This is a genomic window from Gordonia sp. WA4-43 (assembly GCF_020520305.1).
GTDB lineage: Bacteria > Actinomycetota > Actinomycetes > Mycobacteriales > Mycobacteriaceae > Gordonia > Gordonia hongkongensis.
The window spans coordinates 3604942-3629184 of the sequence record NZ_CP084736.1 but is presented as its reverse complement, the minus strand read 5'-3'; the positions used below and the strand labels follow the sequence as shown (position 1 = coordinate 3629184).

21 protein-coding genes and 1 tRNA gene are annotated in these 24243 nt (G+C 66.9%); 12 read left to right on the top strand and 10 right to left on the bottom strand.

Annotated elements, in window-relative coordinates:
- Positions 1-15: 15 nt before the first annotated feature.
- Together LEL84_RS16125 and LEL84_RS16120 are read right to left on the bottom strand one after the other, a co-directional pair.
- Complete coding sequence (locus LEL84_RS16125) at positions 16-1185, bottom strand: Fic family protein (protein ID WP_226512129.1); 1170 nt, start codon at positions 1183-1185, stop codon at positions 16-18.
- 332 nt (positions 1186-1517) lie between these two features.
- A tRNA-Ser gene (locus LEL84_RS16120) sits at positions 1518-1605 on the bottom strand.
- A gap of 77 nt (positions 1606-1682) precedes the next feature.
- Here LEL84_RS16120 and LEL84_RS16115 point away from each other — a divergent pair.
- Entirely contained in the window at positions 1683-2654 is a 972-nt protein-coding gene (locus LEL84_RS16115) for an NAD(P)H-quinone oxidoreductase (protein WP_068971145.1), read from the top strand.
- Between the two features lie 8 nt (positions 2655-2662).
- On the opposite strand, the gene LEL84_RS16110 is transcribed toward LEL84_RS16115, so the two are convergent.
- Both LEL84_RS16110 and LEL84_RS16105 read right to left on the bottom strand, forming a co-directional pair.
- Positions 2663-3085 (bottom strand): MarR family winged helix-turn-helix transcriptional regulator, encoded by a 423-nt coding sequence (locus tag LEL84_RS16110; protein WP_068971146.1) that lies wholly within the window; start codon positions 3083-3085, stop codon positions 2663-2665.
- A 144-nt stretch (positions 3086-3229) separates the two neighbouring features.
- Positions 3230-4426 (bottom strand): cysteine desulfurase-like protein, encoded by a 1197-nt coding sequence (locus LEL84_RS16105; RefSeq protein ID WP_068971147.1) that lies wholly within the window; start codon positions 4424-4426, stop codon positions 3230-3232.
- 60 nt (positions 4427-4486) lie between these two features.
- Here LEL84_RS16105 and LEL84_RS16100 point away from each other — a divergent pair, with 60 nt between their 5' ends.
- From LEL84_RS16100 to LEL84_RS16085, 4 genes are all read left to right on the top strand, one after another.
- A complete protein-coding gene (locus tag LEL84_RS16100; protein ID WP_068971149.1) occupies positions 4487-5047 on the top strand; it encodes a bacterial proteasome activator family protein in 561 nt (186 codons plus the stop codon).
- 85 nt (positions 5048-5132) lie between these two features.
- The gene (locus tag LEL84_RS16095; protein WP_065631226.1) at positions 5133-5996 is read left to right on the top strand and encodes an ABC transporter permease; all 864 of its coding nucleotides are present in this window, start codon (positions 5133-5135) and stop codon (positions 5994-5996) included.
- A gap of 11 nt (positions 5997-6007) precedes the next feature.
- Positions 6008-6847, top strand: a complete 840-nt coding sequence (locus LEL84_RS16090; protein WP_137810774.1) for an ABC transporter ATP-binding protein — start codon at positions 6008-6010, stop codon at positions 6845-6847.
- Positions 6844-7764, top strand: coding sequence for a glycosyltransferase (locus LEL84_RS16085; protein ID WP_205333287.1), 921 nt, complete (start codon positions 6844-6846; stop codon positions 7762-7764). The genes LEL84_RS16090 and LEL84_RS16085 overlap by 4 nt, the downstream gene beginning before the upstream one ends.
- 173 nt (positions 7765-7937) lie before the next feature.
- On the opposite strand, the gene LEL84_RS16080 is transcribed toward LEL84_RS16085, so the two are convergent.
- Together LEL84_RS16080 and LEL84_RS16075 are read right to left on the bottom strand one after the other, a co-directional pair.
- A complete protein-coding gene (locus LEL84_RS16080) occupies positions 7938-9365 on the bottom strand; it encodes a DHA2 family efflux MFS transporter permease subunit (protein ID WP_226512128.1) in 1428 nt (475 codons plus the stop codon).
- A complete protein-coding gene (locus LEL84_RS16075; RefSeq protein ID WP_226514334.1) occupies positions 9350-10174 on the bottom strand; it encodes an acyl-CoA thioesterase in 825 nt (274 codons plus the stop codon). The genes LEL84_RS16080 and LEL84_RS16075 overlap by 16 nt, the downstream gene beginning before the upstream one ends.
- 54 nt (positions 10175-10228) lie before the next feature.
- Between LEL84_RS16075 and LEL84_RS16070 the strand changes: the two genes are divergently transcribed.
- The 6 genes from LEL84_RS16070 to LEL84_RS16045 all read left to right on the top strand — a co-directional run bounded on the left by LEL84_RS16070 (position 10229) and on the right by LEL84_RS16045 (position 17660).
- Positions 10229-10702 carry a winged helix-turn-helix transcriptional regulator gene (locus tag LEL84_RS16070; RefSeq protein WP_065631230.1) on the top strand — a complete coding sequence of 158 codons (474 nt, stop codon included), beginning with the start codon at positions 10229-10231 and terminating at the stop codon, positions 10700-10702.
- 132 nt (positions 10703-10834) lie between these two features.
- A complete protein-coding gene (locus tag LEL84_RS16065) occupies positions 10835-11713 on the top strand; it encodes a TIGR03619 family F420-dependent LLM class oxidoreductase (protein ID WP_065631365.1) in 879 nt (292 codons plus the stop codon).
- 166 nt (positions 11714-11879) lie between these two features.
- Positions 11880-13490, top strand: a complete 1611-nt coding sequence (locus LEL84_RS16060) for an ABC transporter substrate-binding protein (RefSeq protein ID WP_226512127.1) — start codon at positions 11880-11882, stop codon at positions 13488-13490.
- Between the two features lies 1 nt (position 13491).
- On the top strand, positions 13492-14457 hold the full coding sequence (locus LEL84_RS16055; protein ID WP_159369845.1) for an ABC transporter permease: 966 nt from the start codon (positions 13492-13494) through the stop codon (positions 14455-14457).
- On the top strand, positions 14454-17072 hold the full coding sequence (locus LEL84_RS16050) for a dipeptide ABC transporter ATP-binding protein (protein ID WP_226512126.1): 2619 nt from the start codon (positions 14454-14456) through the stop codon (positions 17070-17072). Before LEL84_RS16055 ends, LEL84_RS16050 begins: the two co-directional genes overlap by 4 nt.
- Before the next feature lie 75 nt (positions 17073-17147).
- On the top strand, positions 17148-17660 hold the full coding sequence (locus tag LEL84_RS16045) for a GtrA family protein (protein WP_078111851.1): 513 nt from the start codon (positions 17148-17150) through the stop codon (positions 17658-17660).
- 49 nt (positions 17661-17709) lie between these two features.
- Here LEL84_RS16045 and LEL84_RS16040 read toward each other — a convergent pair whose 3' ends face one another.
- Entirely contained in the window at positions 17710-18540 is an 831-nt protein-coding gene (locus LEL84_RS16040; RefSeq protein ID WP_159369843.1) for an aldo/keto reductase, read from the bottom strand.
- A 61-nt stretch (positions 18541-18601) separates the two neighbouring features.
- On the opposite strand from LEL84_RS16040, the gene LEL84_RS16035 reads away from it, so the two are divergent.
- Positions 18602-20194 (top strand): phytoene desaturase family protein, encoded by a 1593-nt coding sequence (locus LEL84_RS16035; RefSeq protein ID WP_226512125.1) that lies wholly within the window; start codon positions 18602-18604, stop codon positions 20192-20194.
- 27 nt (positions 20195-20221) lie between these two features.
- On the opposite strand, the gene LEL84_RS16030 is transcribed toward LEL84_RS16035, so the two are convergent.
- From LEL84_RS16030 to LEL84_RS16020, 3 genes are all read right to left on the bottom strand, one after another.
- Positions 20222-20539 carry a hypothetical protein gene (locus tag LEL84_RS16030; RefSeq protein WP_078111854.1) on the bottom strand — a complete coding sequence of 106 codons (318 nt, stop codon included), beginning with the start codon at positions 20537-20539 and terminating at the stop codon, positions 20222-20224.
- Between the two features lie 77 nt (positions 20540-20616).
- Entirely contained in the window at positions 20617-23592 is a 2976-nt protein-coding gene (locus tag LEL84_RS16025; protein ID WP_226512124.1) for an RND family transporter, read from the bottom strand.
- Positions 23593-24036, bottom strand: a complete 444-nt coding sequence (locus LEL84_RS16020) for an MmpS family transport accessory protein (RefSeq protein ID WP_226512123.1) — start codon at positions 24034-24036, stop codon at positions 23593-23595.
- Between the last annotated feature and the right edge of the window lie 207 nt (positions 24037-24243).

Sequence of the window (24243 nt, the reverse complement as noted above, 5' to 3'; positions counted from 1 at the left end):
TGGCCTCGGCGTCGCTCAGTACTCCAGGGCAGTCAGGACAGCATCGCACTGAAAGATCCGGTCGTACCGACCAGCGGTACGCTGTCGAAGAATTTTCAGGTCCACTAACTTCGCTATCGCAGAGTTCGCTGCTTGGTACGAAACCCCGTACAACTTCGAAGCGAGGGTGGCCGTGATCATTGGGTACCCCACCAAGTCGTCAGCGATACGCAGTGCGACGCCCTTCGACCCGCGCAGTGTCAGCTGGAAGCTCTCGCGCAGGGCGAGTAGCCGATCGACTCGGGCCACAACCTCGAGAGCCTCGGCGTGAATTGCTGCAGACATAAAGCAAATCCACGTGTCCCAGTCCCCCGTCTGTGACACGCGAAGCAATCCTTCTTGATACTCAGAGCGCCTCTGCACTAGCCATGGAGACAAGTTCAGAATGGGGTATCGCAACTCGCCCGCGCACATGAGCTGCAAAGTCGCGACGAGCCGACCCAAGCGACCGTTTCCGTCGTGAAACGGGTGGAGCGTCTCAAACTGGTAGTGAGACACAGCAACACGGATGATCGTGGGCACGTCGTTGACCTCGCGTATCCACGCTTGCCACGCTTCCAAGCCATCGGTCAAACGATGGTCCGCTGGAGGCGGAACGAAGCGGGCCGAATCCACACGCCGGTTGCCGACACCTATGAAGACCTGAGAGGTGCGCACGCTACCGGCGTGTGCACCGTCACTGGGTGTGCCTCGGAGTAGTTCAGCTTGCAGGTCTTCGAGCATTCGGATGGAGATCGATCGGCCTTGACCGATCATCTCGTAAGCGCGCTCCGCTGCGGTTACGTAGTTTCGAACTTCACTGACTGAGCTGGTCATCTCGTCGTTGTCAAGGAAGTCCGCCTCGAACACGTCCGACAGAGCCGCGTAAGTCCCTTCTAGAGCCGACGTGCTGACTGCCTCGCGGCGCGTCGCCGGCCGCGCCAGCAGTGTGGGATTGGGGAGCAGCGAAGAAGCCTGATCTGCTCGGGCGAGCGCTGCGGTCGCTTCGACAACGACCGAGTACGTCGACGCCTGCAACTCGAAACCCGCAGGCAGTCTGTTGGGGACGTAGCCGAAGTACTCGTACTCCTCGTTGAACCGAGGGTCGTAACCCCTGATGGGCACTAGCTCCCCGACCGGGCTGTTTCTCAATCTCTCGAGATCCACTGGGTGATCCAACCTTGAAAACCAACGATGTGATTTCAAGGTTAACGCACTAACCTTGAAATTGGCCCCGTCAATTTCAAGGTTCACCGCAGCCCTGGAAAGCGGGTCCGTCGAGCACCGATGCAGTGAGGTGAGGCCAACTCGCGGGCCGCATCGACGGTCGCCACAGAGACTGTTGCTCAAACACCCTGATGCAGGTCATCCACTAGACGACGATCTGAAGGCCGTCGTCAACGCCGCAGACCGTCAGGCATCTGCCGGCGTCGAGCAGTCAGGGCACGGGTGGCGCGGACTCAGGCGGCTGGCTTGCCTGCGCAAACAAGTAACACCTCTGGCGGAAGCGGAGGGATTTGAACCCCCGGTGGTTTTACCCACGCTCGCTTTCAAGGCGAGTGCATTCGGCCGCTCTGCCACGCTTCCCTGACGAGCAAGGTTACACACGAACGCCGGACCGGACCTCGCCTGGCACTGCGGTGCGCTGTGACACCATTGAAGAGGTGAAAGCCATCGTCGTCGAATCAGAGAACCTGTCCCTGTCCGATGTGCCCGACCCGACTCCCGCGTCCGGCGAGGTCGTGATCGATGTGGTCGCGGCCGGCGTGAATCGCGCCGACATCCTCCAACGTGCGGGCAACTATCCCCCGCCACCCGGTGCGTCGGACACCCTCGGACTCGAGGTCTCGGGGCGGATCTCGGCCCTCGGCGACGGGGTCAGCGGCTGGTCGGAGGGCGACGAGGTGTGCGCGCTGCTCGCCGGCGGCGGTTACGCGGAGAAGGTGGCGGTTCCGGTCGAGCAGGTCCTCGCGGTACCCAAGGGCGTCGACCTGGTGTCGGCGGCGGCGCTGCCCGAGGTGGCGTGCACCGTGTCGTCGAACATCTTCGACACCGCGCACCTGACCACCGGCGAGCTCCTGCTGATCCACGGCGGGTCTAGTGGCATCGGCACCCACGCCACCCAGATCGCACACGCGATGGGCGCTCGCGTCGCGGTGACCGCCCGCACGCAGGACAAGCTCGAGCGCTGCCGCGAGTTCGGCGCCGACATCCTCATCGACTACTCGAGCCAGGACTTCGCCGAGATCCTCCGGGACGCCGGCGGCGCCGACGTGATCCTCGACATCATCGGCGCGAAGTACCTGAAGTCGAACCTGAAGGCGCTGCGTACCGACGGGCGCCTCGTCATCATCGGCATGCAGGGCGGCACGACGACCGAGATCAACCTCGGGCATCTGCTGGCCAAGCGGCTGTCGGTGATGGGTACGACGCTGCGCGCCCGGCCCGTCCACGGTCCGGGCGGCAAGGCCGAGGTCGTGGCGTCGACACTGACCCGCACCTGGCCGTTGATCGAGGCCGGGACGGTCGTACCCGTCGTCGATCGCGTGTTACCGCTCGCCGACGCCGGCGCCGCGCACGACCATCTCAACAGCGGTGACGTGGTCGGGAAGGTACTGCTGAGCGTCGCGGACTGAGCGGGGGCTCAGTCGGAAGATGCAGACTCTGCGGCGTCGAGGGCCTCCCGGATCTTGCGGAACGCGACGCCGAGGGCGGCGAACTCCTCCGGGGTCATCGCGTCGACGACGAACTGCCGGATCACTTGGTCTCGGACGCTCACATGGTCGGCGAGGGTGCGCAGACCGTGATCGGTCAGACGCACGAGTCGGTGTCGGCCGTCGGCCTTCGACTCGAACCGGTGGATGTTGCCGTCGTCGCTGAGCCGGCCAATCATGCGCGACACCGTGCTGATCCGCATGTGCACGGCGTCGGCGACCTCGCTGACGCTCAACTGCCGATTGGTACAGACCGCTTCGAGAATGCGCAGATCGGAAACGGAGAGTCCTCGTCTCGCGAACTCGTCGTTGACGCGGGCGAAGAGCGCCCAGCCGCCGTCGACGAGGTTCATCCAGCTCTCGGCCTCCGCAGCGGTGAGCGACCGGGGCGGGCCCTTTCGTGGACCATCAATCGATTTTGCCGACACAGCATGACAACATACATTGTCGTTAACCCAAACAACACCATAGTGAATTTCGGAAGGTTGCCGGGCACTTCAGGCCAATGAACCCAGCGTTCGCACCAGGTGATCGACCTCGTACGGCGTCGAGTACGGGGCCAGCCCGACCGTGACGGCACCGCCGAAGTCGGGTGCGCCCATCCGTGCGAGTGCGCGGTTGGGAAGGTCGGCGAGTGCGCAGACACCGTTGTCGGCCAGACGCCGGACGACCTTGTCGGCACCCACCGACTCCACGGTGAAGCTCGCCAGCGGTATCCGGTTCTCCTCGGTCCCCACGAGGTTCACATGGTTGAGCTGGGACAGTGTCGTGACCAGGTAATAGTTGAGGCGCTGCAGATACTCGTAGACACCGTCCATCGACGTGACGAGACGCCGCCGACGCTTGCCGATCCCGGCCTCGTCGAGTCCGGCGAGGTGTTCCACCGACGCGACCACCCCGGCGAGCATCGCGCCCTGATGCGGTTCGGGTTCGAGCCGGGCGGGCCCGCGCGCGGACGGGTCCATCGACATCAGCTTCAGCCGGTCGATCAGGTGGGGTTCGCGGAAGGCCATGGCCGCCATGCGCGGACCACCCCACCGCTCGGCCGAGACGACGAGGACGTCGGCACCCAGGTCGTGGATGTCCAGGCTGATGTACGGCGCCGCGTTGGTGGCGTCGACGACCAGAAGCGCGCCGGCTTCGCGGACCAGCGGCGCGATCTCGCTGATGTCGGTGACGGCTCCCGTCGTGGACGACGCGAGGGTCACCGCGACGACCTCCGTATCGGGCGTGACGAGATCGCCGAACTGCCAGGCCGGTAGTCCGCCGGTCTCGACGTCGACCTCGGCCCAGCGAACCCGGCCGCCGTAACGATCCGCCGCGCGCAGCCACGGCACGATGTTCGGCTCGTCATCCTGACGCGTGACGACGACGTCACCCCGCAGCCACGCATGCGGCGCGAGGGCCTCCGCCAGACCGGCCAGCAGCACGTACCGCGACGGTCCGAGCACCACACCCGCGGCGTCTCCGCCGACGACATCGGCGATCGCGCGCCGGGCACCGTCGACCACCTCCGCGCTCGCGCGAGCCGACGGGTAGACCCCGCCCGGGGCGGCGGACAGAGAGCGGAAACTGGTGGTCACAGCGGTCGCGACCGAATCGGGGATCTGCATCCCCGCCTGCGGGTCGAGGTGGATCCAGCCGTCGCCGAGCGATGGAATCAATCCACGCACGTAGGCGACGTCGAAAGCCATGGGCACGAGGATAGACGTCGGCCATCTGCCGTTTCGCGGTGTCCGGGCACAATGGGACGCATGGCTATCGAAGGCACTCCAGGACCCGGCCCCACCTCAGGACCGTTCGGCTCGGCCGGCGACTCCGACAACGTGATCGTCGTCGGCGCGGGCACGGATGGGCAGACGGACGGCGAGTCGTCGGAATCGACCAGCGTCGCCGACATGGTCGAGCAACCCGCCAAGGTCATGCGCATCGGCACGATGATCAAGCAGCTGCTCGAAGAGGTGCGTGCGGCTCCTCTCGACGACGCGTCGCGCAATCGCCTGCGTGAGATCCACCAATCGTCGGTGCGTGAACTCGAAGAGGGGCTCGCGCCCGAGCTGCGCGAAGAACTCGAACGTCTCGCGCTCCCCTTCTCCGACGAGGGCACCCCGTCGGACGCCGAGCTCCGCATCGCCCAAGCCCAGCTCGTGGGCTGGCTCGAGGGACTCTTCCACGGCATCCAGACCGCACTGTTCGCCCAGCAGATGGCCGCCCGCGCCCAGCTCGAACAGATGCGTCAGGGCGCGCTTCCGCCCGGCATGCCCACCCCCGGCGGCGCCGGCGGACCCGGCCACAGCACGGGGCAGTACCTCTAGGTCGCCACACCGGCTCAACCGGCTGAGGGTCACCCGCTCAACCGGCAGCGGGCAGCGGATGGGCCGAGGGGTACGCTGACTCCTCGTGTCAGCGGTAGTAGACGACGACGCGATCCCCGCGCGTCCCCAGGGCTCTGATTCGCGCAGCTTCGCGCGCGCGGTCAAGGACCTCCGCGACGGTTTCGCGAGCCGCGAACTGTGGTTCCACCTCGGCTGGCAGGACATCAAGCAGCGCTACCGACGTTCGGTCCTGGGACCGCTGTGGATCGTGATCGCGACCGGTGTCACCGCGATCGCGATGGGTCTGCTCTATGGCGAGCTCTTCGGCATGGACATCAGGGTGTTCCTGCCATACGTCGCGCTTGGCTTCATCTTCTGGAACTTCATCTCGAGCTCGATCCTCGAGGGATCCGAGGTGTTCTCGAAGAACGAGGGCCTGATCAAACAGCTTCCGGCTCCCGTGAGCGTGCACGTCTACCGCGTGGTGTGGCGCGCGTTGATCATCTTCGCGCACAACGTCGTCATCATCGTCATCCTGTTCCTGATCTTCCCGCCGCCGCTCAACTGGACCGTCACGCTGATCGTCCCGGCCCTCGCGCTGTATGTGGTCAATTCGATCTGGGTGACGATCGTGTTCGGCATCCTGTCGACCCGATTCCGCGACATCGGCCAGCTCCTCACCACCGCGGTGCAGCTGGTCTTCTTCATGACGCCGATCATCTGGACGACGCAGAGCCTCGGGAACGCGACCGGCGAGGCGTCGTCGAGGTTGAAGCTCGTCGAGCTGAACCCGATGTTCCATTATCTGGAAATAGCGCGCGGACCGCTGCTGGGCGAGCCGGTCGAGTTCTACCACTGGGCCGTCGTCCTGGGCTGCACCGCCGTGGGCTGGGTGCTGGCCATGCTGGTGTTGCGCAACTACCGGGCCCGCGTGGCGTACTGGGTGTAGGGACGGATTCGATGGCCAGGAACAACGATCTCGGAGACACCCGCGTCCGCGTGGACACGTGGGACGCGTGTGTGGACTTCCCGATCTTCGACGCCAAGACCCGGTCGCTGAAGAAGTCGGTCATCGGCGCGGCGGGCGGCGTCATCGGCTCCACCGAGTCGAACGTGGTGGTCGTCGAGGCGCTCAAGGACATCAACCTGCACCTCAAGCACGGCGACCGGATCGGGCTGGTCGGCCACAACGGCGCCGGCAAGTCGACGCTGCTGCGTCTGCTTTCGGGCATCTACGAACCCACGCGCGGCGCCTGCCGGGTGCACGGCCGGGTCGCCCCCGTCTTCGACCTCGGCGTCGGCATGGACCCGGAGATCTCCGGCTACGAGAACATCATCATCCGCGGCATGTTCCTGGGCATGACGCGCAAGGAGATGCTCAAGAAGATCGACGACATCGCGGAGTTCACCGAGCTCGGCGACTACCTGCAGATGCCGCTGCGAACCTACTCCACCGGTATGCGGGTGCGCATCGCACTCGGCGTGGTGACCTCCATCGACCCGGAGATCCTCATCCTCGACGAGGGCATCGGCGCCGTCGACGCCGACTTCATGCGCAAGGCGCGGGGTCGGCTCCAGGCGCTCGTTGAGCGGTCGGGAATCCTGGTGTTCGCCAGCCATTCCAACGAGTTCCTGGCCCAGCTGTGCGACCGCGCCCTGTGGATCGACCACGGACAGGTCCGCATGGAAGGCGGCATCGAAGAGGTCGTCGAAGCCTATGAGGGCCCCGACGCCGCGGCACACGTCCGCCGGGTGATCGCCGACCTGGAGAAGGCGGACAAGAAGGGGACTCCGGAGTGACCGACGGCGCCGTCGCTCCGAAGGTCATCGCGGTCGTGGTCACGCACCGTCGCGTGGAGCTGCTCGCCGAGTCGCTGGCCGTGGTGTCGGGCCAGGACCGGCCCGTCGACCATCTGATCGTCGTCGACAACGCGGACGAACCCGAAGTCGCCGAACTCGTTGCGGCGCAGCCCGTTCCGACGACCTACCTCGGGTCGAGACGAAACCTCGGCGGTGCCGGCGGATTCGCGCTGGGCATGCTGCATGCGCTCGCCCTCGGCGCCGACTGGGTCTGGTGCGCCGACGACGACGGCCGACCCGACGGTCCGGCGGTCCTCTCGACGCTGCTCGACTGCGCCGCACGGCACGACCTCGACGAGGTGTCACCGGTGGTCGCCAACCTCGACGACCCGGACACCCTCGCCTTCCCGCTGCGACGCGGACTCGTGTGGCGACGGAAGCGGTCGGAACTCTTTGCCGACGGTGAGACCCAGGACGACGATCTGCTGCCCGGCATCGCGTCGCTGTTCAACGGCGCTCTGTTCTCTGCACGGTGCCTCGAACAGGTGGGCGTGCCGGACCTGCGGCTGTTCTTCCGCGGCGACGAGGTGGAGGTGCACCGTCGGCTGGTCCGCTCGGGCGTGCGGTTCGGCACCTGCCTGCGCGCGGGATACCTCCACCCCGACGGCTCGGCGGAATTCCGACCGATCCTGGGCGGTCGCATGCACACCCAGTACCCCGACAACGACACCAAGCGGTTCTTCACCTACCGCAACCGCGGCTACCTGATGAGCCAGCCCGGACTCCGCAGGCTGCTGCCCCAGGAGTACGCCCGGTTCGGCTGGTTCTTCCTTGTGCAGCAACGTGATCCGAAGGGCTTCGCCGAGTGGGTGCGTCTTCGCGGCCTCGGTCGCCGAGAGCGGTTCACGCGGCCCTGAGGTGTTGATCCTTCACTGCTCCCTGAGCTGCGAGCGAAGCGAGCCACGAAGGGTTTCACAAGGCACGTCACCATGCCCTTCGAGGCTCGTCGACCTCGACGCGCTCCTTCGTCGCTTGCTCGGCCCGGCGGCTTGCGCTCCTCACACCTCAGGGAGCAATGGGTCCTCACACCTCAGGCAGCGGAATTCAGCACCGCGCGCGGGGTCATCCCCAACGCCGAGATCGCGCCCAGCGCAGCGATTCCCGCGAGTACCCACCAGGCGGTCAGGAACGAGTTGTGCACATCGGCGTACACCGCCGAGGTGCCGATGATCGCGACCAGCAAGCTGACACCCAGCGACATGCCGATCTGACGACTCATGTTGACCACCGCGCTTCCGGTGGCGGCCTGATCTGCGGGGAGGTCGGCGGTCGCCGAGGAGAGGATCGACGGCAACGCGAAGCCCACTCCGACACCGCCGATCAGCCAGCCAGGCAGGAACTCGGTGGCGAAATCCGGTGTGGCGTCGACCGACAGGGCGATGAGGGCCGACCCGAGACCGAAGAGCACACAACCGAAGGCGACGAGTCGCCCCACCGGGACCCGCGCACTGAGGCGATGCGACACGGCCGCGAAGATCGGGACCATCAGCGGTCCGGTTGACACCGCGAGACCCGTCACGATCGGCGAGAAATCCCAGACCTGCTGCAACCACAGGATGTTCGCGAGAAGTGCGCCGGCGAACGGGATGGAGAACAGCAGCATCGTCACGTTCGCGACCGAGAAGGCCCGGATCCGCAGCAGTGCAGGCGAGATCACCGGTTCGGGATGACGCGCCGAACTGAGGACGAAGCCGACGAGCCCTGCCCCGGCGACGATCCACGCACCGGTGATCCGCGCGTCCGTCCAACCCCACTCACTCCCCTGGACCAGACCGAGTGTCAAGGCCCCCACCGAGACGACCAGGAGAAGCGCGCCCAACGCGTCGGGAAAGCCACTGGCCGAGACGTTTTGGGGGCGGGACAGTACGATCGCCCCGGCGACGATCGCCGCCACACCGACGGGCACGTTGACCAGGAACACCCAGCGCCACGACGCCTCGACGAGAAGACCGCCGACCGCCGGCCCGAAGGCCGCGGCCAAGGCGCCGGTGGCCGCCCAGATGCGCACCGACCGGGCCCGACGTTCCGGCGGCAACGTCGCCACGACCAGACCCAGACTCGCCGGCGTCAGAATCGCTGCACCTTGCGCCTGCAGTGCACGGAATGCCACCAGCCACCAGACGCCCTGCGCCGCGGCACATGCGGCACTCGCCGCGGTGAAGATCGCGAGACCGAGCAGGAAGCCGCCCTTGCGGCCGTACCGATCGACGATCCGGCCCGCCGGAACAAGGAGCGCCGCATACAGGATGGCGTATGCGTTGAGGATCCAGGACATCTGGGACAGGGTCGCACCGGTGAAGTCGGCACCGATGTCGTCGAAGGCGACGTTGACGATGAACACGTCGAGGCTGGCCATGAACGCCGCCCCAGACAGGATGAGCAGGACAAGGTTGGGCCGCGCGACAGTCGGCGCCGGCGTCGCCGGGCCGCTTCGAGTGACCGTCATCGGACCGGCCATCCGAGAACCCGGCGACTCTGGCGCGCGGAGGCGAGGAGCCGGCCGCCGCGGTCGCGCAGCGTGGTGTCGTCGACCGACCAGCCGCCGGACGTCGAGGTGTTACGCGTATGGACGAGGATCGGCGCCGGAGTGGCGTCGTCCAGCGGCGCCGTCACATGCATGGAGAATGCCACCGTCGGAAGTGCGAGCGGCGCGGTCAGAGTCGGGAAGACGGCGGGCGGTAGGCAGTCCGCCAGCAGGGCCAGGTAGGCGGCGTCGACGGCCATCGGGGTTCGGGTGGTGATCCATGCCCGCATCCAGGCCTCGTCGGCTCCGGTGAGCGCGAGCGGACCGTCGACCGGTCGCACATCGAGCTGCCAGCCCATCGGCACGATCTCCGGGGGAATCATGAAGGGGTCGAGCCCTTCCGGGCCGGGAACGCCCGCGACCCGGTCGATGACATCGGTGGGTGCGGATTCCCCGACCCGCCCGGTCGTGACTGATGCCGACGCGATGTCGACACCCGCCTGGGTGACCGTGACGTCGACGACCCTCGTGTGCCGACCGACCTCCCGGACCGTCGGCGTCAGGAGCAACTCCCCGCCGTCGGGCTTGCCGACGAATCGCAGATCGAGAGCGCGCACCGTCGTACCCGGCGCTGCATCGGCGCCGACCCGGACGGCCAGCGCCGCGATGGCACCACCGTGCGGGCCCGACCATCCCCACCAGGAACGGTCGATGGTCGCCGACCATCGACCGTCTCCGGTCGGGGTCGATCCGAAACTGTCCAACAATCCGTCAATGGCTTGTTGCCTGGTGAGTTGCTTCACGCAACTCATGCAAGCAGGTTGAGTTGCGTCACGCAACCCACTACTCTCGATCCTATGCGCCGCGCCTCATTCGCCGAGATGAACTGCTCGATCGCCCAAACACTGGAGATCGTCGGCGAATGGTGGACGCTGCTGATCGTCCGGGACGCGATGTTCGGCGTGACGCGATTCGACGAGTTCTCGTCGCGGCTCGGCATCGCGCGCAACGTGTTGACCCAGCGACTGGACACCCTCGTCGAACACGAGATCCTGGCGAAGGAGCCGTATCAGGACAACCCGGTGCGCTACGACTACCGCCTCACCGAGAAGGGCCGGGACCTCTGGACGGTTCTGGCCGCGTTACGTCAGTGGGGTGACCGGTGGACCGCCGAGGACGGCGCACCAGTGGTGTCGACGCACTCCTGCGGCCAGACGATGACGGTCGAGCCGACGTGCTCGGCATGCGGCGAGCGAATCGGCACCGGCGAACTACGGGTACACCCGGGCCCCGGCGCGACTACGGACAATCCCCTCGCAGGGCTTCGCTGACCCTGGGCGCCACCAGCCGACAATTGCCATCCCCCTGCGCGCTGGAGACCTGCGACGATGACGAAGTCCATGTCGAATAACTAGAACGTGTTCTACTGTGGACGGAGTTTCACTGCCGTCCCGAGGAGCATGATGCGGTTCACGTATGCCGAGGCCATGACCGATCCGTCGTACTACGCGCCGCTCGCGCAGGCCGCCGAAGCCGCGGGGTACGCCGGCTTCACCATTCCCGACTCGCTGGCCTATCCGGAGGAATCGGACGCGAAGTATCCGTACACCCCCGACGGCAATCGCGAGTTCCTCGACGGCAAGGCGTTCATCGAGACCTTCATCCAGGCCGCGGCGCTCGGCGCGGTCACCTCGACCATCCGCTTCACCCCGTTCGTGGTGAAGCTGCCGGTCCGCCCGCCCGCGCTGGTCGCCAAGCAGGCCAGCTCGGTGGCGTACCTGACGAACAACCGCTTCGCGATGGGCGTCGGCACGAGTCCGTGGCCCGAGGACTACGACTTCATGGGCGTGGACTTCAAGCGCCGCGGCAAGCGGATGGACGAGTGCATGGACATCATCCGCGGCCTGACCACCGGCGAGTACTTCGAGTTCCACGGCGAGTTCTACGACATCCCCAAGATCAAGATGACGCCCGCGCCCACCGAACCGATCCCGCTACTCGTGGGCGGCCACGCCGACGCCGCGCTGCGTCGTGCGGTCATCCGCGGCGACGGTTGGATGCACGGTGGCGGTCCGCCCGAGGAGCTCGAGACGCTGCTGGACCGGATCAACGAGATCCGCATGGCCGAGGGAAAGACCAACGATCCGTTCGAGATCCACGTGATCTCCATGGACGCCTACACCGTCGACGGATGTAAGCGGCTGGAAGACAAGGGGATCACCGACGTGATCGTCGGTTTCCGGCTGCCGTATGTCATGGGCGACGACACCGAGCCGCTGCAGACCAAGATCGACCATCTGAACTGGTACGCCGACAACGTGATCGCCAAGGTCAACGGCTGATCGTCCTGCCTCTCCCGGTATTCTCCGCCCTGCCCTGGGGTATGGCACGGTTGCACCACCTGTACCGCTGGGGCACACTGCACAGCGGGGCGCCCCACGCATGCCGTGGCGCGTCCGACGTGCGGTGAGACTCCGAGGCGAACACTCGCCGGGCGGGAGGACAGTGATGACCGATTCGCCGAGCGGGTCGGTGTATTCATCTGTGCGCGAGCAGCTTCCGCCGCGCAGACCCGACGTTCTCGATCGCCGCGGGTTCCTTCGCGTCGCCGGTGTCGCCGGAACCGCCTTGCTGGGCACGTCCGTGCTGGCCGCATGCGGTGGCGGGTCGTCGGACACCGTCAACACCATCAAGGCCGCCATCGCCGGTGAACCCGACCAGCTCGACCCGCAGAAGTCCAGCTCCTACTTCACCTTCGAAGTACTCGAGAACGTCTTCGACACCCTCGTCGAACCCGACGAGCAACTCCAGATGCGGCCGGCACTGGCCGAGAGCTGGGAGGTCAGCCCCGACGGCCTGCAATGGACGTTCACGCTGCGCGACGGGGTCACGTTCCACAACGGCGACCCGCTGACCGCAGCCGATGTCGAATACTCCTTCCGTCGGATCATCGACGAAGAACTGTCCAACGCATACAAACTCGAGGCCATCGCGTCGATCACCGCCCTCGACGACCGTCGGGTCCGGTTCACCGTCAGCGCGCCGACCCCCAATCTGCTGACGAGCATCGGCGGGTTCAAGGGACTGGCCATCGTCAACCGCCGCAACGTCGAATCCGGTGAGATCACGACCAGGCCGATCGGCACCGGGCCGTTCTCGTTCGTCTCCCGGTCGCCGGGCGCATCCATCGTGTTGGCGTCGAATCCCGACTACTGGGGTGGGGCACCCGCCGTCGACGGGGTCCGCTACAGCTTCATCTCACAGGGCACCACCGCGGTGTCCGCACTACGGTCGGGTGAGATCGATTGGACCGACGCCATTCCCGCCCAGCAGCTCAGCATCCTGCGCCGCGACGACACACTCGATGTCGGGACCGTGGTCGCCAACGACTACTGGTACGTCACGATGAACTTCGACGCCCCACCGTTCGACGACACCCGGGTCCGCCAGGCGGTCGCGTATGCGATCGACCGGGACTCGATCGCCCAGGTCGTCGGATACGGGACCGCGACGCCCAACGAGCTCGCGATCCCCTCGACCAGTCCCTGGTTCGCACCCTACGACCGCTATACCGCCGGACTCGACCGCGCCGCCGCCGTCGCGAACGCCAGAGACCTGCTCCGGCAGGCCGGCATCCGCGGACTCGACATGCGCCTGATGGTGACCACCGAGTATCCCGAGACGGTGACGGCGGCGCAGGTGATCGCGTCGAACCTCGCCGACGTCGGGATCGACGTGCGGATCGAACAACTCGACTTCGGCGCATGGCTCGATCGCCAGGCCGCCGGCGACTTCGACGCCCTGCTACTGGGCTGGCTGGGCAACATCGACCCGGACGACTTCTACTACGCCCAACACCATTCCGAGGGCACGTCGAACTCGCAGAAGTACTCGAACCCCGAGGTCGACGCGCTGTTGGACCGGGGCCGAACCGAACTCGACGTCGAGGCCCGCAAGCGGATCTACGCCGAGGCCGCGAGCATCATCGCCGACGACGTGAGCTACCTCTACCTCTACAACCCGTCGTCGACCCAGGCTTTTGTGACGCAGCTCCGGGGATATGTCGTCCGACCCGACAAGGCCATCCGGTTCCGCGATGCCCGGCTGGAGAGGAGCTGAGATGACCGCATTGCACTCGCCGCTGGCGCGCTTCATCATCGTGCGGCTGCTCTACACGGTCGCGGTGTTGCTCGGCGTGATCGTCGCGGTGTTCTTCCTGATGCAGGTCGTGCCCGGTGATCCCGTCCGCATCGCACTCGGCACCCGCTACACCCCGGAATCGTATGAGGCGCTGCGCAGCGCCTCCGGACTCGACCAGCCGCTCGCATCACAGCTGGTGAACTATGTCGGCAGTGCCTTCACCGGCGACCTGGGCGTCAGCTTCCGCAACAGCGAACCGGTCACGACGATGCTCTTCGATCGGCTTCCCGCCACCATCACACTCGCGACCGCGGCGATCGTCGTCGCATTGCTCATCGCCGTCCCTCTCGGTTTCTGGGCGGCACTGCGGGAAGGTCGGTTGGCCGACAACGTCATTCGCGTGGTGAGCCAGTTCGGGATCTCCGTGCCCGACTTCTGGATGGGCATCCTGCTGATCGGTCTCTTCTCCACCGCGCTCGGCTGGTTACCATCGGCCGGGTACCAACCCTTCGCCGACGACCCACTCGGTTGGCTCGAACACCTCGTGCTGCCGGCGATCACGGTCGGGGTGGTGACCGGGGCGATCATGACGCGCTACGTGCGCTCGTCGGTGCTCGACGTGGTGAACGCACCGTTCGTGACGACGGCCGAATCAAAAGGGCTGAGCACCAAGCGTGTTCTCCTCGATCACGTCGGACGCAACGCGCTCGTACCCGTGCTGACCATCTCCGGTATCCAGTTCGCAGGTCTGCTCGGTGGTGTCATCGTCGTGGAGGTCGTGTTCGCCTGGCCCGGACTGGGTCTGCTGGTCTACGACTCGGTCGCCGCGCGCGACTACCCGGTCCTACAGGGTGCGATCCTGCTCATCGCGGTGATCTTCCTGGTCGTCAACCTCGTCGTCGACATCCTCTACGCCGTCATCGATCCCAGGATTCGGCTGTCATGACCCTCACCTCTCCCGACCCGCCGGAACCCGGTACCGGAGTCGACGACGAATCGGCCGGAGCTCCTTCGACCGATTCGGCCTGGCGATTGCTGCTACGCAACCGCACCTCGGTGATCGGGTTGATCATCATCGCGGTCGTCCTCGTGTGCGCGGTGTTCGGTCCACTCATCGCTCCGTACGGCGCCAACGAGATCGACGTCCCGAATGCGCTGCAGGCGCCCAGCTGGTCCCACCTCTTCGGGACCGACGACCTGGGTCGCGACGTCTTCTCCCGGGTGGTGCTCGCCGCGTCGGTGAGCATGCGCGTGGCGGTCATCGCAGTGGCGATCTCCCTCACCGTCGGCGTGGTCCTCGGTATGGTCGCCGGTTTCGCCGGTGGCGTCCTCGACACCGCGCTCATGCGGATCGTCGATGTGGTCTTCTCCTTCCCGGTACTGCTGCTCGCGCTCGCCATCGTCGCCATCCTGGGACCGGGAGTCACCTCGGCGATGATCGCGATCGGCGTCGTCTACATACCGATCTTCGCCCGGGTGGCGCGCGCCGACACCCTGCGTGTGCGACAGACCCAGTACGTCCAGGCATCGCGGACCATGGGTGTGGGGACATCGGCCATCCTCATGCGGCATGTGCTGCCCAACATCTCGGGTCCGGTCATCGTCCAGACCTCCATCTCGCTCGCGTTCGCGATCCTGTCGGAGGCGGCGCTGTCGTTCCTCGGTCTGGGCGTCCAGCCACCGGACCCGTCGTGGGGCCGGATGCTCTTCGACGCACAGGGGTTCATCACCACCGCCTGGTGGATGGGTGTGTTCCCCGGTCTGGCGATCCTCGTGACGGTCTTCGCATTCAACCTCGTCGGCGACGGCGTACGCGATGTGCTCGACCCGCGCCAGCGCACGCTGCTGCGCAACCGTGGGTACGAACGCAAGTCGCCGACGGTGACCACACCGTCGACCGCGAAACACGTCAGCTCCGACGGATCGGTGCTGCGCGTGGACGACCTCGTCGTCGGTGTCGGTCCGCGAGAGATCGTGCACGGCATCAGTTTCTCGGTCGCGCCGGGTGAGACGCTCGGTATCGTCGGGGAGAGCGGATCGGGCAAGTCACTGAGCGTGTTGTCGGCGACCGGGCTCTTCGACGCGCCCAGCGCGTACGTCCGCGGGTCGGCCCGCCTCGGCGACACCGAAATCGTCGGCGCCACACCGGCGAAACTGCGGGCTCTGCACGGTTCGCGTGTCGGCTTCGTCTTCCAGGACCCGTCGTCGAGCCTCAATCCCCTGCTCACCGTCGAACAACAACTGACCGAGGGCCCGCGCCGGCATCTCGGCCTCTCGCGGGGCGAGGCGCGCGAACGGGCCCTGGCGCTGCTGCGCGACGTGAACCTGCCCGACCCCGAAAGCCGTTTGCGCGCATACCCGCATCAGTTGTCCGGCGGCCAACGGCAGCGCGTCATGATCGCGATCGCATTGGCCTGCGATCCGGAACTCCTCATCGCCGACGAGGCCACCACCGCACTCGACGTGACCACGCAGGCACAGATCATCGACCTCGTCGCGAAACTCCAGCGCGAGCGCGGTATGGCGGTGGTGTGGATCAGCCACGACCTCGGCGTCATCGGGCGGATCGCCGACCGGGTGATGGTGCTTCGATCCGGCCGGATCGTCGAGAGCAATGACGTCACAACGCTGTTCGACGACCCGCAGGACGAGTACAGCCGCACACTGCTGGACTCACGTCCGCTGTTGAGCAAGGTCACCGAACGTGATGGCGCGTCGCCTCTTCAGAAGCGAACCCACGCCGACCCACTGCTCCGCGTCACGGGGCTGGGCGTCGACTATGTGGTCCGCGGCCCGTCGGGGCGCCGGGTGGTGCACGCCGCCGACGGGGTGGACCTGCAGGTCGCTCGTGGCCGGACGCTCGGGATCGTCGGCGAATCGGGATCGGGGAAGTCGACCGTGGCCGGCGTCATCACCGGCCTCATCACGTCCGCCCAGGGCACGACGGTGCGGGGCAGCGTGACCGTCACCCTCGACGGCCGGCGGGTCGAGGCCATCGGGGCACGCGGTGCCGACGAGGCCCTGCTCCGACGCCGCGTCGCCATGGTGTTCCAGGACCCGGCCGCCTCGCTCGATCCGCGGATGACGGTGGCGGCGTCGATCGCCGAACCGCTGCGGACGCACGGCCTCACCGACGGCCGGGACGGCACGCGGAGTCGTGCCGAAGAGTTGCTCGCCGACGTCAGCCTCGACGCGTCATACCTCGACCGCTATCCGCACGAGATGTCCGGCGGCCAGCGGCAGCGGGTGAGCATCGCCCGCGCGCTGGCGTCCGACCCGGAGGTCCTGATCCTGGACGAGTCGACGGCGTCGCTCGACGTGTCGGTGCAGGCCAGCGTCCTCGACCTGCTCGCCGAGCTCCAGCGTCAGAAGGGGCTGACGTACCTGTTCATCGCGCACGACCTGGCCGTCGTCGAGCAGATCAGCGACACCGTCGCGGTGATGCAGGACGGGAAGGTCGTGGAGAGTGGACCGGCGTCGACCATCCTCCACGACCCCGCGACCGACTACACCCGCGCGTTGCTCGCGGCCATCCCGCCGGAGGTCCCGCAGCGGGCCTGACCCGTCGACTGTGCGTTGCAACCCCGCCACGCCCGTCGGCACGGTTGCCAGGGCGTCGTCGGCTAGGGTGTCAGCGTGTCTCGACCCGACCCTGGTGACCACGTCCGCGATGACGACGAACCGAGCCACGAGGACTTCGCCACACGCCATGCGCCGATGCCGATCGAGCTGCCCCTCGACGACGAAGAGGCGTCGACGAACGTCGGTCTGAAGACCCAGCTGGTGCGCTTCGTCATCACCGGCGGGTTCTCCGGGCTGCTGGACTTCGGGCTGACGATCCTCCTGCAATACGGTCTGGACGTCCCGTTCTGGCCCGCGAAATCCGCCGGGTTCATCCTTGGCACCACCGTCGCGTACCTGCTGAACCGTCGATGGACATTCCGAGCCGAACCGAGCATGGCGCGGTTCGTGTCGGTCGTCGCGCTCTACGTGGTGACCTACTTCGTCAACGTCGGTATCTACACGCTTCTGTCGCATGCCTGGCAGGAAACGCTGCTGTACAGCTTTGCGGCGTACGTCGTCGCACAAGGCACCGCTACGGTCATCAACTTCGTCGTCCAGCGGATGGTCATCTTCAAGATCCGCTGACCCGAGAACGCACGGTCAACGAAAGCGGACGCCCAGTCGACGGGCAGGGTCAGAACTCCTCGTCGACGTCGGAGTCACGGGCGGCGCGCTCACCGCGGTCGAGGGTGGCGAGTTCGGCCAGGTCGGCGGGGTCGAGAGCGAAGTCGAACAGGTCGGCGTTCTCCACCTGACGGCCGGTGTGCGACGACTTCGGGACGACGCTGATGCCGTTCTGCACCGACCAGCGCAACGCGATCTGCGTCGGCGACTTGCCGTACTTGCGCGCGATCCGGAGGATGACCGGGTCGGCGAGCAGGCCTTCCTTGCGGCCGGTCGGATGCCACGCCTGAGCATGAATACCCTTGTCGGACATGAACTCCCGCAATTCGGTCCGTGGCAGTGAGGGAGAGCACTGGATTTGATTCAGAACCGGCCAGCGTCCCGTCTCGTCGAAGAGCATCTGCAGGTGGTGCTGTTTGAAGTTCGAGACGCCGGGTGTGCGGACGTATCCCTCGTCGGCGAGCGTGAGCAACGCTTTCCAGGAGTCGACGGTGCGGCCCAGGCTCGGGCACGGCCAGTGGATGAGGTAGACGTCGATATGCGCGACACCGAGCCTGCGGGCGCTCTCCTTGGCGGCGTTGATCGCCTCGTCGAAACCCTGGTCGCCGCCGCTCAGCTTGGTCTGCACGACGATCTCCTCGCGCGGGACGCCGGTGCCGTGCAGCCCCATCCCGACACTCAGCTCATTGCTGTACCGGGGCGCGGTGTCGAGGAGGCGGTATCCGGACTTGATCGCCGAGCTGACGGCGCTGACAGCCGGCCGGCCGAGCATGTTGTAGGTGCCGAGCCCCACCAGGGGGATCGAGGTGCCGTTGCTGAGCTCGACCGAGGGGATGTCCACCGCATCAGGATATGTCGACAACCGCATCCTGCGCCGCCGGTCGATCTGGAACGCTTGACCGATGAGCACCGGAGACGACGCGTCGTACGACGACATCGTGGTGGGCGCGGGACACAACGGCCTGACCGCTGCGGCCTACCTCGCTCGTGCCGGCCGGCGTGTGCTCGTCCTCGAGAAGGCCGACCACGTCGGCGGCGCCACGGTGTCGGCGACGCCGTTCGCCGGTCTCTCCGCGCGGTTGTCGCGGTACTCGTACCTGGTCTCGCTGATGCCGAGCCAGATCATCACCGACCTCGACCTCGACGTCACACTCATCCGACGGCGCTATTCGTCGTACACGCCCCTGCCGTCGGATCCGGCGCGCGGCATCCTCGTCGACAACCTCGATGACGATGCGACGGCCGCGTCGTTCCGGCGGGTGACCGGCTCCGACCTCGGTTTCACCGCGTGGCAGTCGTTCTACCGTCGGCTCGGCGTGGTCGCCGACCGCGTCTTCCCGACCATGACCCAGCCGTTGCGGACCGCCGCCGACATGCACGACCTCGTCGTCGGCCCAGACAAGTCCACCACCGACACGTCGACCGCCGAACTGTGGGAGGCGCTCACCACGCTGCCGCTGGGCACGCTGCTCCGTCAGTACTTCGACGACGACCTGATCCGCGGGATCGCCGCCACCGACGGACTCATCGGCACCTTCGCCGACCTCGACGATCCGTCCCTGCGCCAGAACATCTGCTTCCTGTACCACGTGATCGGCGGCGGAACCGACGACTGGGACGTCCCGGTCGGCGGGATGGGCGCGGTGTCGGGTGCGCTCTACCAGGCGGCGACCTCGGCGGGAGCCGAGATCAGAACGGGCGTCGAGATCACCGGCGTCGATCCCGGCGACGGGACCGTCGAGACGACGAGCGGCACCTTCCGCGGTTCGATGATCTATGCCGCGTGCGCGCCGCAGGTGTTCAATACGTTCCTCGACGGGACGCCGATCCCCTGCGAGCCAGACGCCAGCGGGTCGCAACTCAAGATCAACCTCCTGCTCGACCGACTACCGCGACTCCGCGACGGGTCAACCCCGCCCGCGTCGGCCTTCGCCGGGACCTTTCACATCAACCAGACCGCCACCCAGCTGCACGACGCGTGGCGGCAAGCAAATCGTGGTGAGGTGCCGGAAGTCCCGCCGTGCGAGATCTACTGCCACACGCTCACCGACCCGTCGATCCTGGGCCCGGAGCTCGCAGGCAAACACACGCTGACGCTCTTCGGGATGCACATGCCATCAGAGGTGTTCGACGAACCCGGTGCCGTCGAGCACGCTGTCGGCGCGACCTTCGCCTCGCTGAATTCGGTGTTGGGGGAACCGATCCAGTCGGTGATCGCGCACGATGCGAACGGCCGGCCGTGCATCGAGGCGAAGACCCCGCAGGACCTCGAGGACGCCGTCGGACTGCCCGGCGGGCACATCTTCCACCGGCCGTTGCAATGGCCGTGGGCCGAGACCGTGTCGGAAGTCGGCCAGTGGGGCGTGGAGACCCCGCATCCGCGACTTCTGTTGTGCGGCGCGGGCGCTCGCCGCGGCGGCGGGGTCAGCGGTATCCCCGGCCGTAACGCCGCGGCGGCGGTCCTGGGTGCGGGCGCGCTCGCGTTGCCTCGTTAGACATCACGGCCGGACCTCCACACCCGGTCAGTCACCCTCGATCTTCTGCGCATTCGCCCACCGGCGTCCCGGGTCGCCGCCCCACGCATCCCAGGCCACGCGTCCCGCTGACGGGAAGCCGTCCTCGCCGTTGTTGAACCCGGTCGCGTTCTTGTCCACCTCGTGGCGAGAGAAGTAGTTGCGCATCTTCTTGATCTGGTCGTCGTCGACGTCCTTGCCGTCGGCCAACTGGTGGGCCCGATGGCGGCCGGTGTCGGTGAACCCCTTACCCGCCTTGCCGTCGTCGATCCATCGCACCGCGCGCTGGGCAGCCTCTTGGACGTCCTTCGGTGGCTTGTGACTCATCTGCCGCGCTCCTGTTGTCGGGTCGTGAGATATCTGCGTGCCCGAGGGCGCTTGGCGTCAAACCCGTCGACGGGGCCCTACGGGCGCATCTCGGCGAGGGGACGGTCATCGGCGATGGTCGTCGTAGCCCGATCCGCTACTCGCGCAGGCAGCGACACGAACGGCGTCGGCCACCAGAACCAGCGACCGGACAAACGCGCGATGGCCGGCATCACCAGCGTGCGGACGAGGAGCGTGTCGATCAGCAGTCCGATCGCCACGGTCGTGCCGATCTGCGCGACGTTGTGGACGTAGCTGGCGAGCATGGCCAGCATCGTGATCCCGACGGTGAGGCCGGCCTGGGTGACCACGCTGCCCGTACCGACCATCGCGCGGATCAGACCGGTTCCACCGCCCGCGCCGTACTCCTCACGAAAACGGCTGACCAGCAACATGTTGTAGTCGGCACCCACGGCGACCAGAAAGGTGAACGCGATGGGCGCGACCGACCAGTGCAGCGGACTACCGATGAGACCCTGCCACAGGAACACTGACACCCCCATCGCGGACAGGTAGGAAAGCCCGACGGTCCCGATCACGGCGAGTGCCGCGACGAGGCTGCGCAGCAGGAACAGGGCGACGCAGAACACGAAGGCGAAGGCGGCGACGACGATCGCGATGAAGTCCTCGTGCGCGAACGACTCCATGTTGAGGAGCATGCCGCCCGGCCCGCCGATGCTGACGGTCGATCCGGCGAGCGATGTGTTCTTGATCGCCGCGAGTGACGTCGGGATCACCTCCGCGCTCACGTCCATCGCGTCGCGGCTGAAACCTTCGCGCTGCGGGGTGACGATCATCCGCGTCGCCTTGCCGTCATCGGAGAAGTAGTACGGGATACCGCTCTGGAAGAGCGGGCTCTCCAACGCCTGGCTGGGCAGGAAGAAGGCGCCGGCGGCGGGGCTGCCCGCCGAGTAGGCGCCACTGACCTCGTCGAGGAAGTCGGTGATCTCGCCGACCTGCGGGAGCAGCGCACCCAGTGTCGTGCGCAAGGGGCCGATCAGCTCGCGGATGTCGGTGACCGTGGCGCGCAGCGTCGGGATCTGCGCGGCGGCGGTGGGCAACGCGCCACTCAGGGAGCGGGTGCCGCCGGCGAGATCCCGGACCGATTCGCGCAGTGCCGGAACGTCATCGAGAACAGACAGCCCGCTCAGTGCGGTGCGGCATGCGTCGACGTCCCGGCACTGCGGAACCGATTCGACGAGTCCACGCACCGGTGCGATCCCCGCCGACAGTTCGTCGACCTTGGTGAGCGTCGACTCGCTCGTGCGCCGCAATTGCGCAGTGGCATCGGACAAGGATCCCGCGCCGGCCGCCCCTTGCTGCAGCGCGGTGTCGAGGCCGTCGATGGCGGTGTCCAGACGATCGACCGTTACGCCGATCGCGTCGAGATCGGTGATCCGATCGCGCAGAAGCGATGTCATCTGACCGAAGCGGCTACCGATGTACCCGGCCTGCGACGTGAGAGTCCCTTGGTCGAGGGTCTGCCCGAGGGGGCGGGTGATCCCCTGGACCGCGTTCACCCCGTCGATCGAGGCGACGGCGTCGGTCATCTGCGCGAGAGCGACCAGATCCGCCGCATTGCGCATGTCATGGTCGGACTCGACGATGAGCACGCTCGGCGCCATGATGTTGGGCGGCAGGTGCCTATCTGCCGCAGCGAATCCCACGTTCGCCGGTGAGTCCGCCGGCTGGGCGCGACGTTCGTTGTAGCTCGGCGCGTACATGGCGAGCGGGACGATCATGACCGCGAGCACCGCGAGTGCGGCCGCGAGCACCGGAGCCGGCCATCGAGCGACGGTGGTTCCGATCCGGCGCCAGCGTCGTGGCGACGCCGACTCGCGCGGCTCCACGAACCCGAGCCTGGTGGCGAGGGCCAGGACCGCGGGGCCGAGGGTGAGCGCAGCCGCGAGGGTGATGAGAATGGCTATGGTGCACGGCAATCCGGAGGTGCTGAACATCGCCAGACGCGTTGCCGCGAGGCACGCCATCGCACCGGCCACTGTCAGCGCCGACGCCACAACGATGTGCTGTACGCCGGCCAGTGCGTCGTAGTAGGCGTCTTCGGGGTCACGTCCCTTTCGGCGCGCCTCCTGATATCGGCCCACCAGGAAGATCCCGTAGTTGGTGCCCGCGCCCAGGACGATCACCGCCGACAGTGCTGCCGCGAAGATCGAGACCTTGATGATCTCGTTCTCCGCCAGGAACGAGATGGTCGCGCGGGCCACGGCCAACGCCAGCCCCACCCCGAGAAGCGGGACCATCGCGGTGACCACGGACCGGTAGACGAGCAGCAGCACGGCACCGACCAGCAACGCGCACACCGACACCAGCAGGATGATGGAGTCGTTGATCGCGACCATCTCGTCGTTGACGACGGCCGACGGCCCGGTGACGTGCACGTCGATGCCGGGTGGCGGCGTCGACGCGGCGATGGTGTCACGCGCTGCCTGGGTCGATTCCATGGCGAGCGCGGTGCCCATGTTGCCGGCGAGGTTCACCAGGACGTAGGCGACGTGGCCGTCGGCACTCTGCGCGGCCGGGGCGAGGTCGGGGTTCGACCACAGGTCCATCGCAGAGTTGACGTGCTCGGTGTCCGCGGTCAACTCGGCCAACAGGTCGGTGTAGTACGTACGGGATTCGGGCCCAAGGGGTTCGTCGCCCTCCATCAGGACGTAGACGAAGTTGTTGCTGCCCCCGCCGCCGAAGTACTCACCCATCTTGACGAGCGCCTGCACGGACGACGCCTCGTCGGGCAGGAAGGACTGCGCATGTTCGGTGACCGTCGATTCCAGTTGCGATACAACGATGTTGAGACCACCTGCGATGAGAAGCCAGATGACGATGACCGGTACCGAACACGCGTAGAGAAATCGCGCGAATCGTGGCCGCGAGGAGTCGCGACGCATCACGTCGAAACGTACGGGCCGCCGGATCTCCACGGCGAGCCCCTGGCGAAGTCGAGCGAACCGCTCGCGTGCGTTGACCATCGAAGGCTCCCCGTCGTCGGTGTTCATCTACGCCACCGGGACCAGACACTTGGCGACCGTACTGCCGTCGGCGCCCGTACCGGCCTGGCGTACGCGCTCGAATCCGTTGACCCGCACCGCACATGACACCGTCCCGCGGCCCGATGACTGGGTCAGGACCCCGACGGACGTCGTCAGTTCCCGGGTACGGAGAATCACTCGCCACGGAACGGACACCTTGTCGTCGACGACCCGTCCCCCGGGCTCGATGTAGGACACCCGCGCTGACGAGCCCGCCGGGCCGGTCACCACGTACTCGATCGACTTGTCGCGCACGACGCCCGCCTCAGGCGCCGCCGGCGAGTGGCCGATCGCCCGGTCGGGGATCTCACTCAGGCGCAGCTTGCCGACGTAGAACGCCGACACGGACATCACCGCGATGACCACCCACACGATCCACCACGAGCCTGCATACGCAACGGACTTCTTCATCGGACCCCCATCGACATCAGGCATCCGCGCCTCGACCTGGCCCTATGCCTGCCGAGCCACGTTCTGCCTGCCAGTGGCAGGGACTTTATATGTGACATCGCACGTTGGCAAGGTCCACCGAACGCCCCGGTCTTGCTTCGAAGCCATCCGACGCGGACCTCCGCCATGAACTCCATGCGTGATGGCCGTGACCCCTTCTTCCGGGGG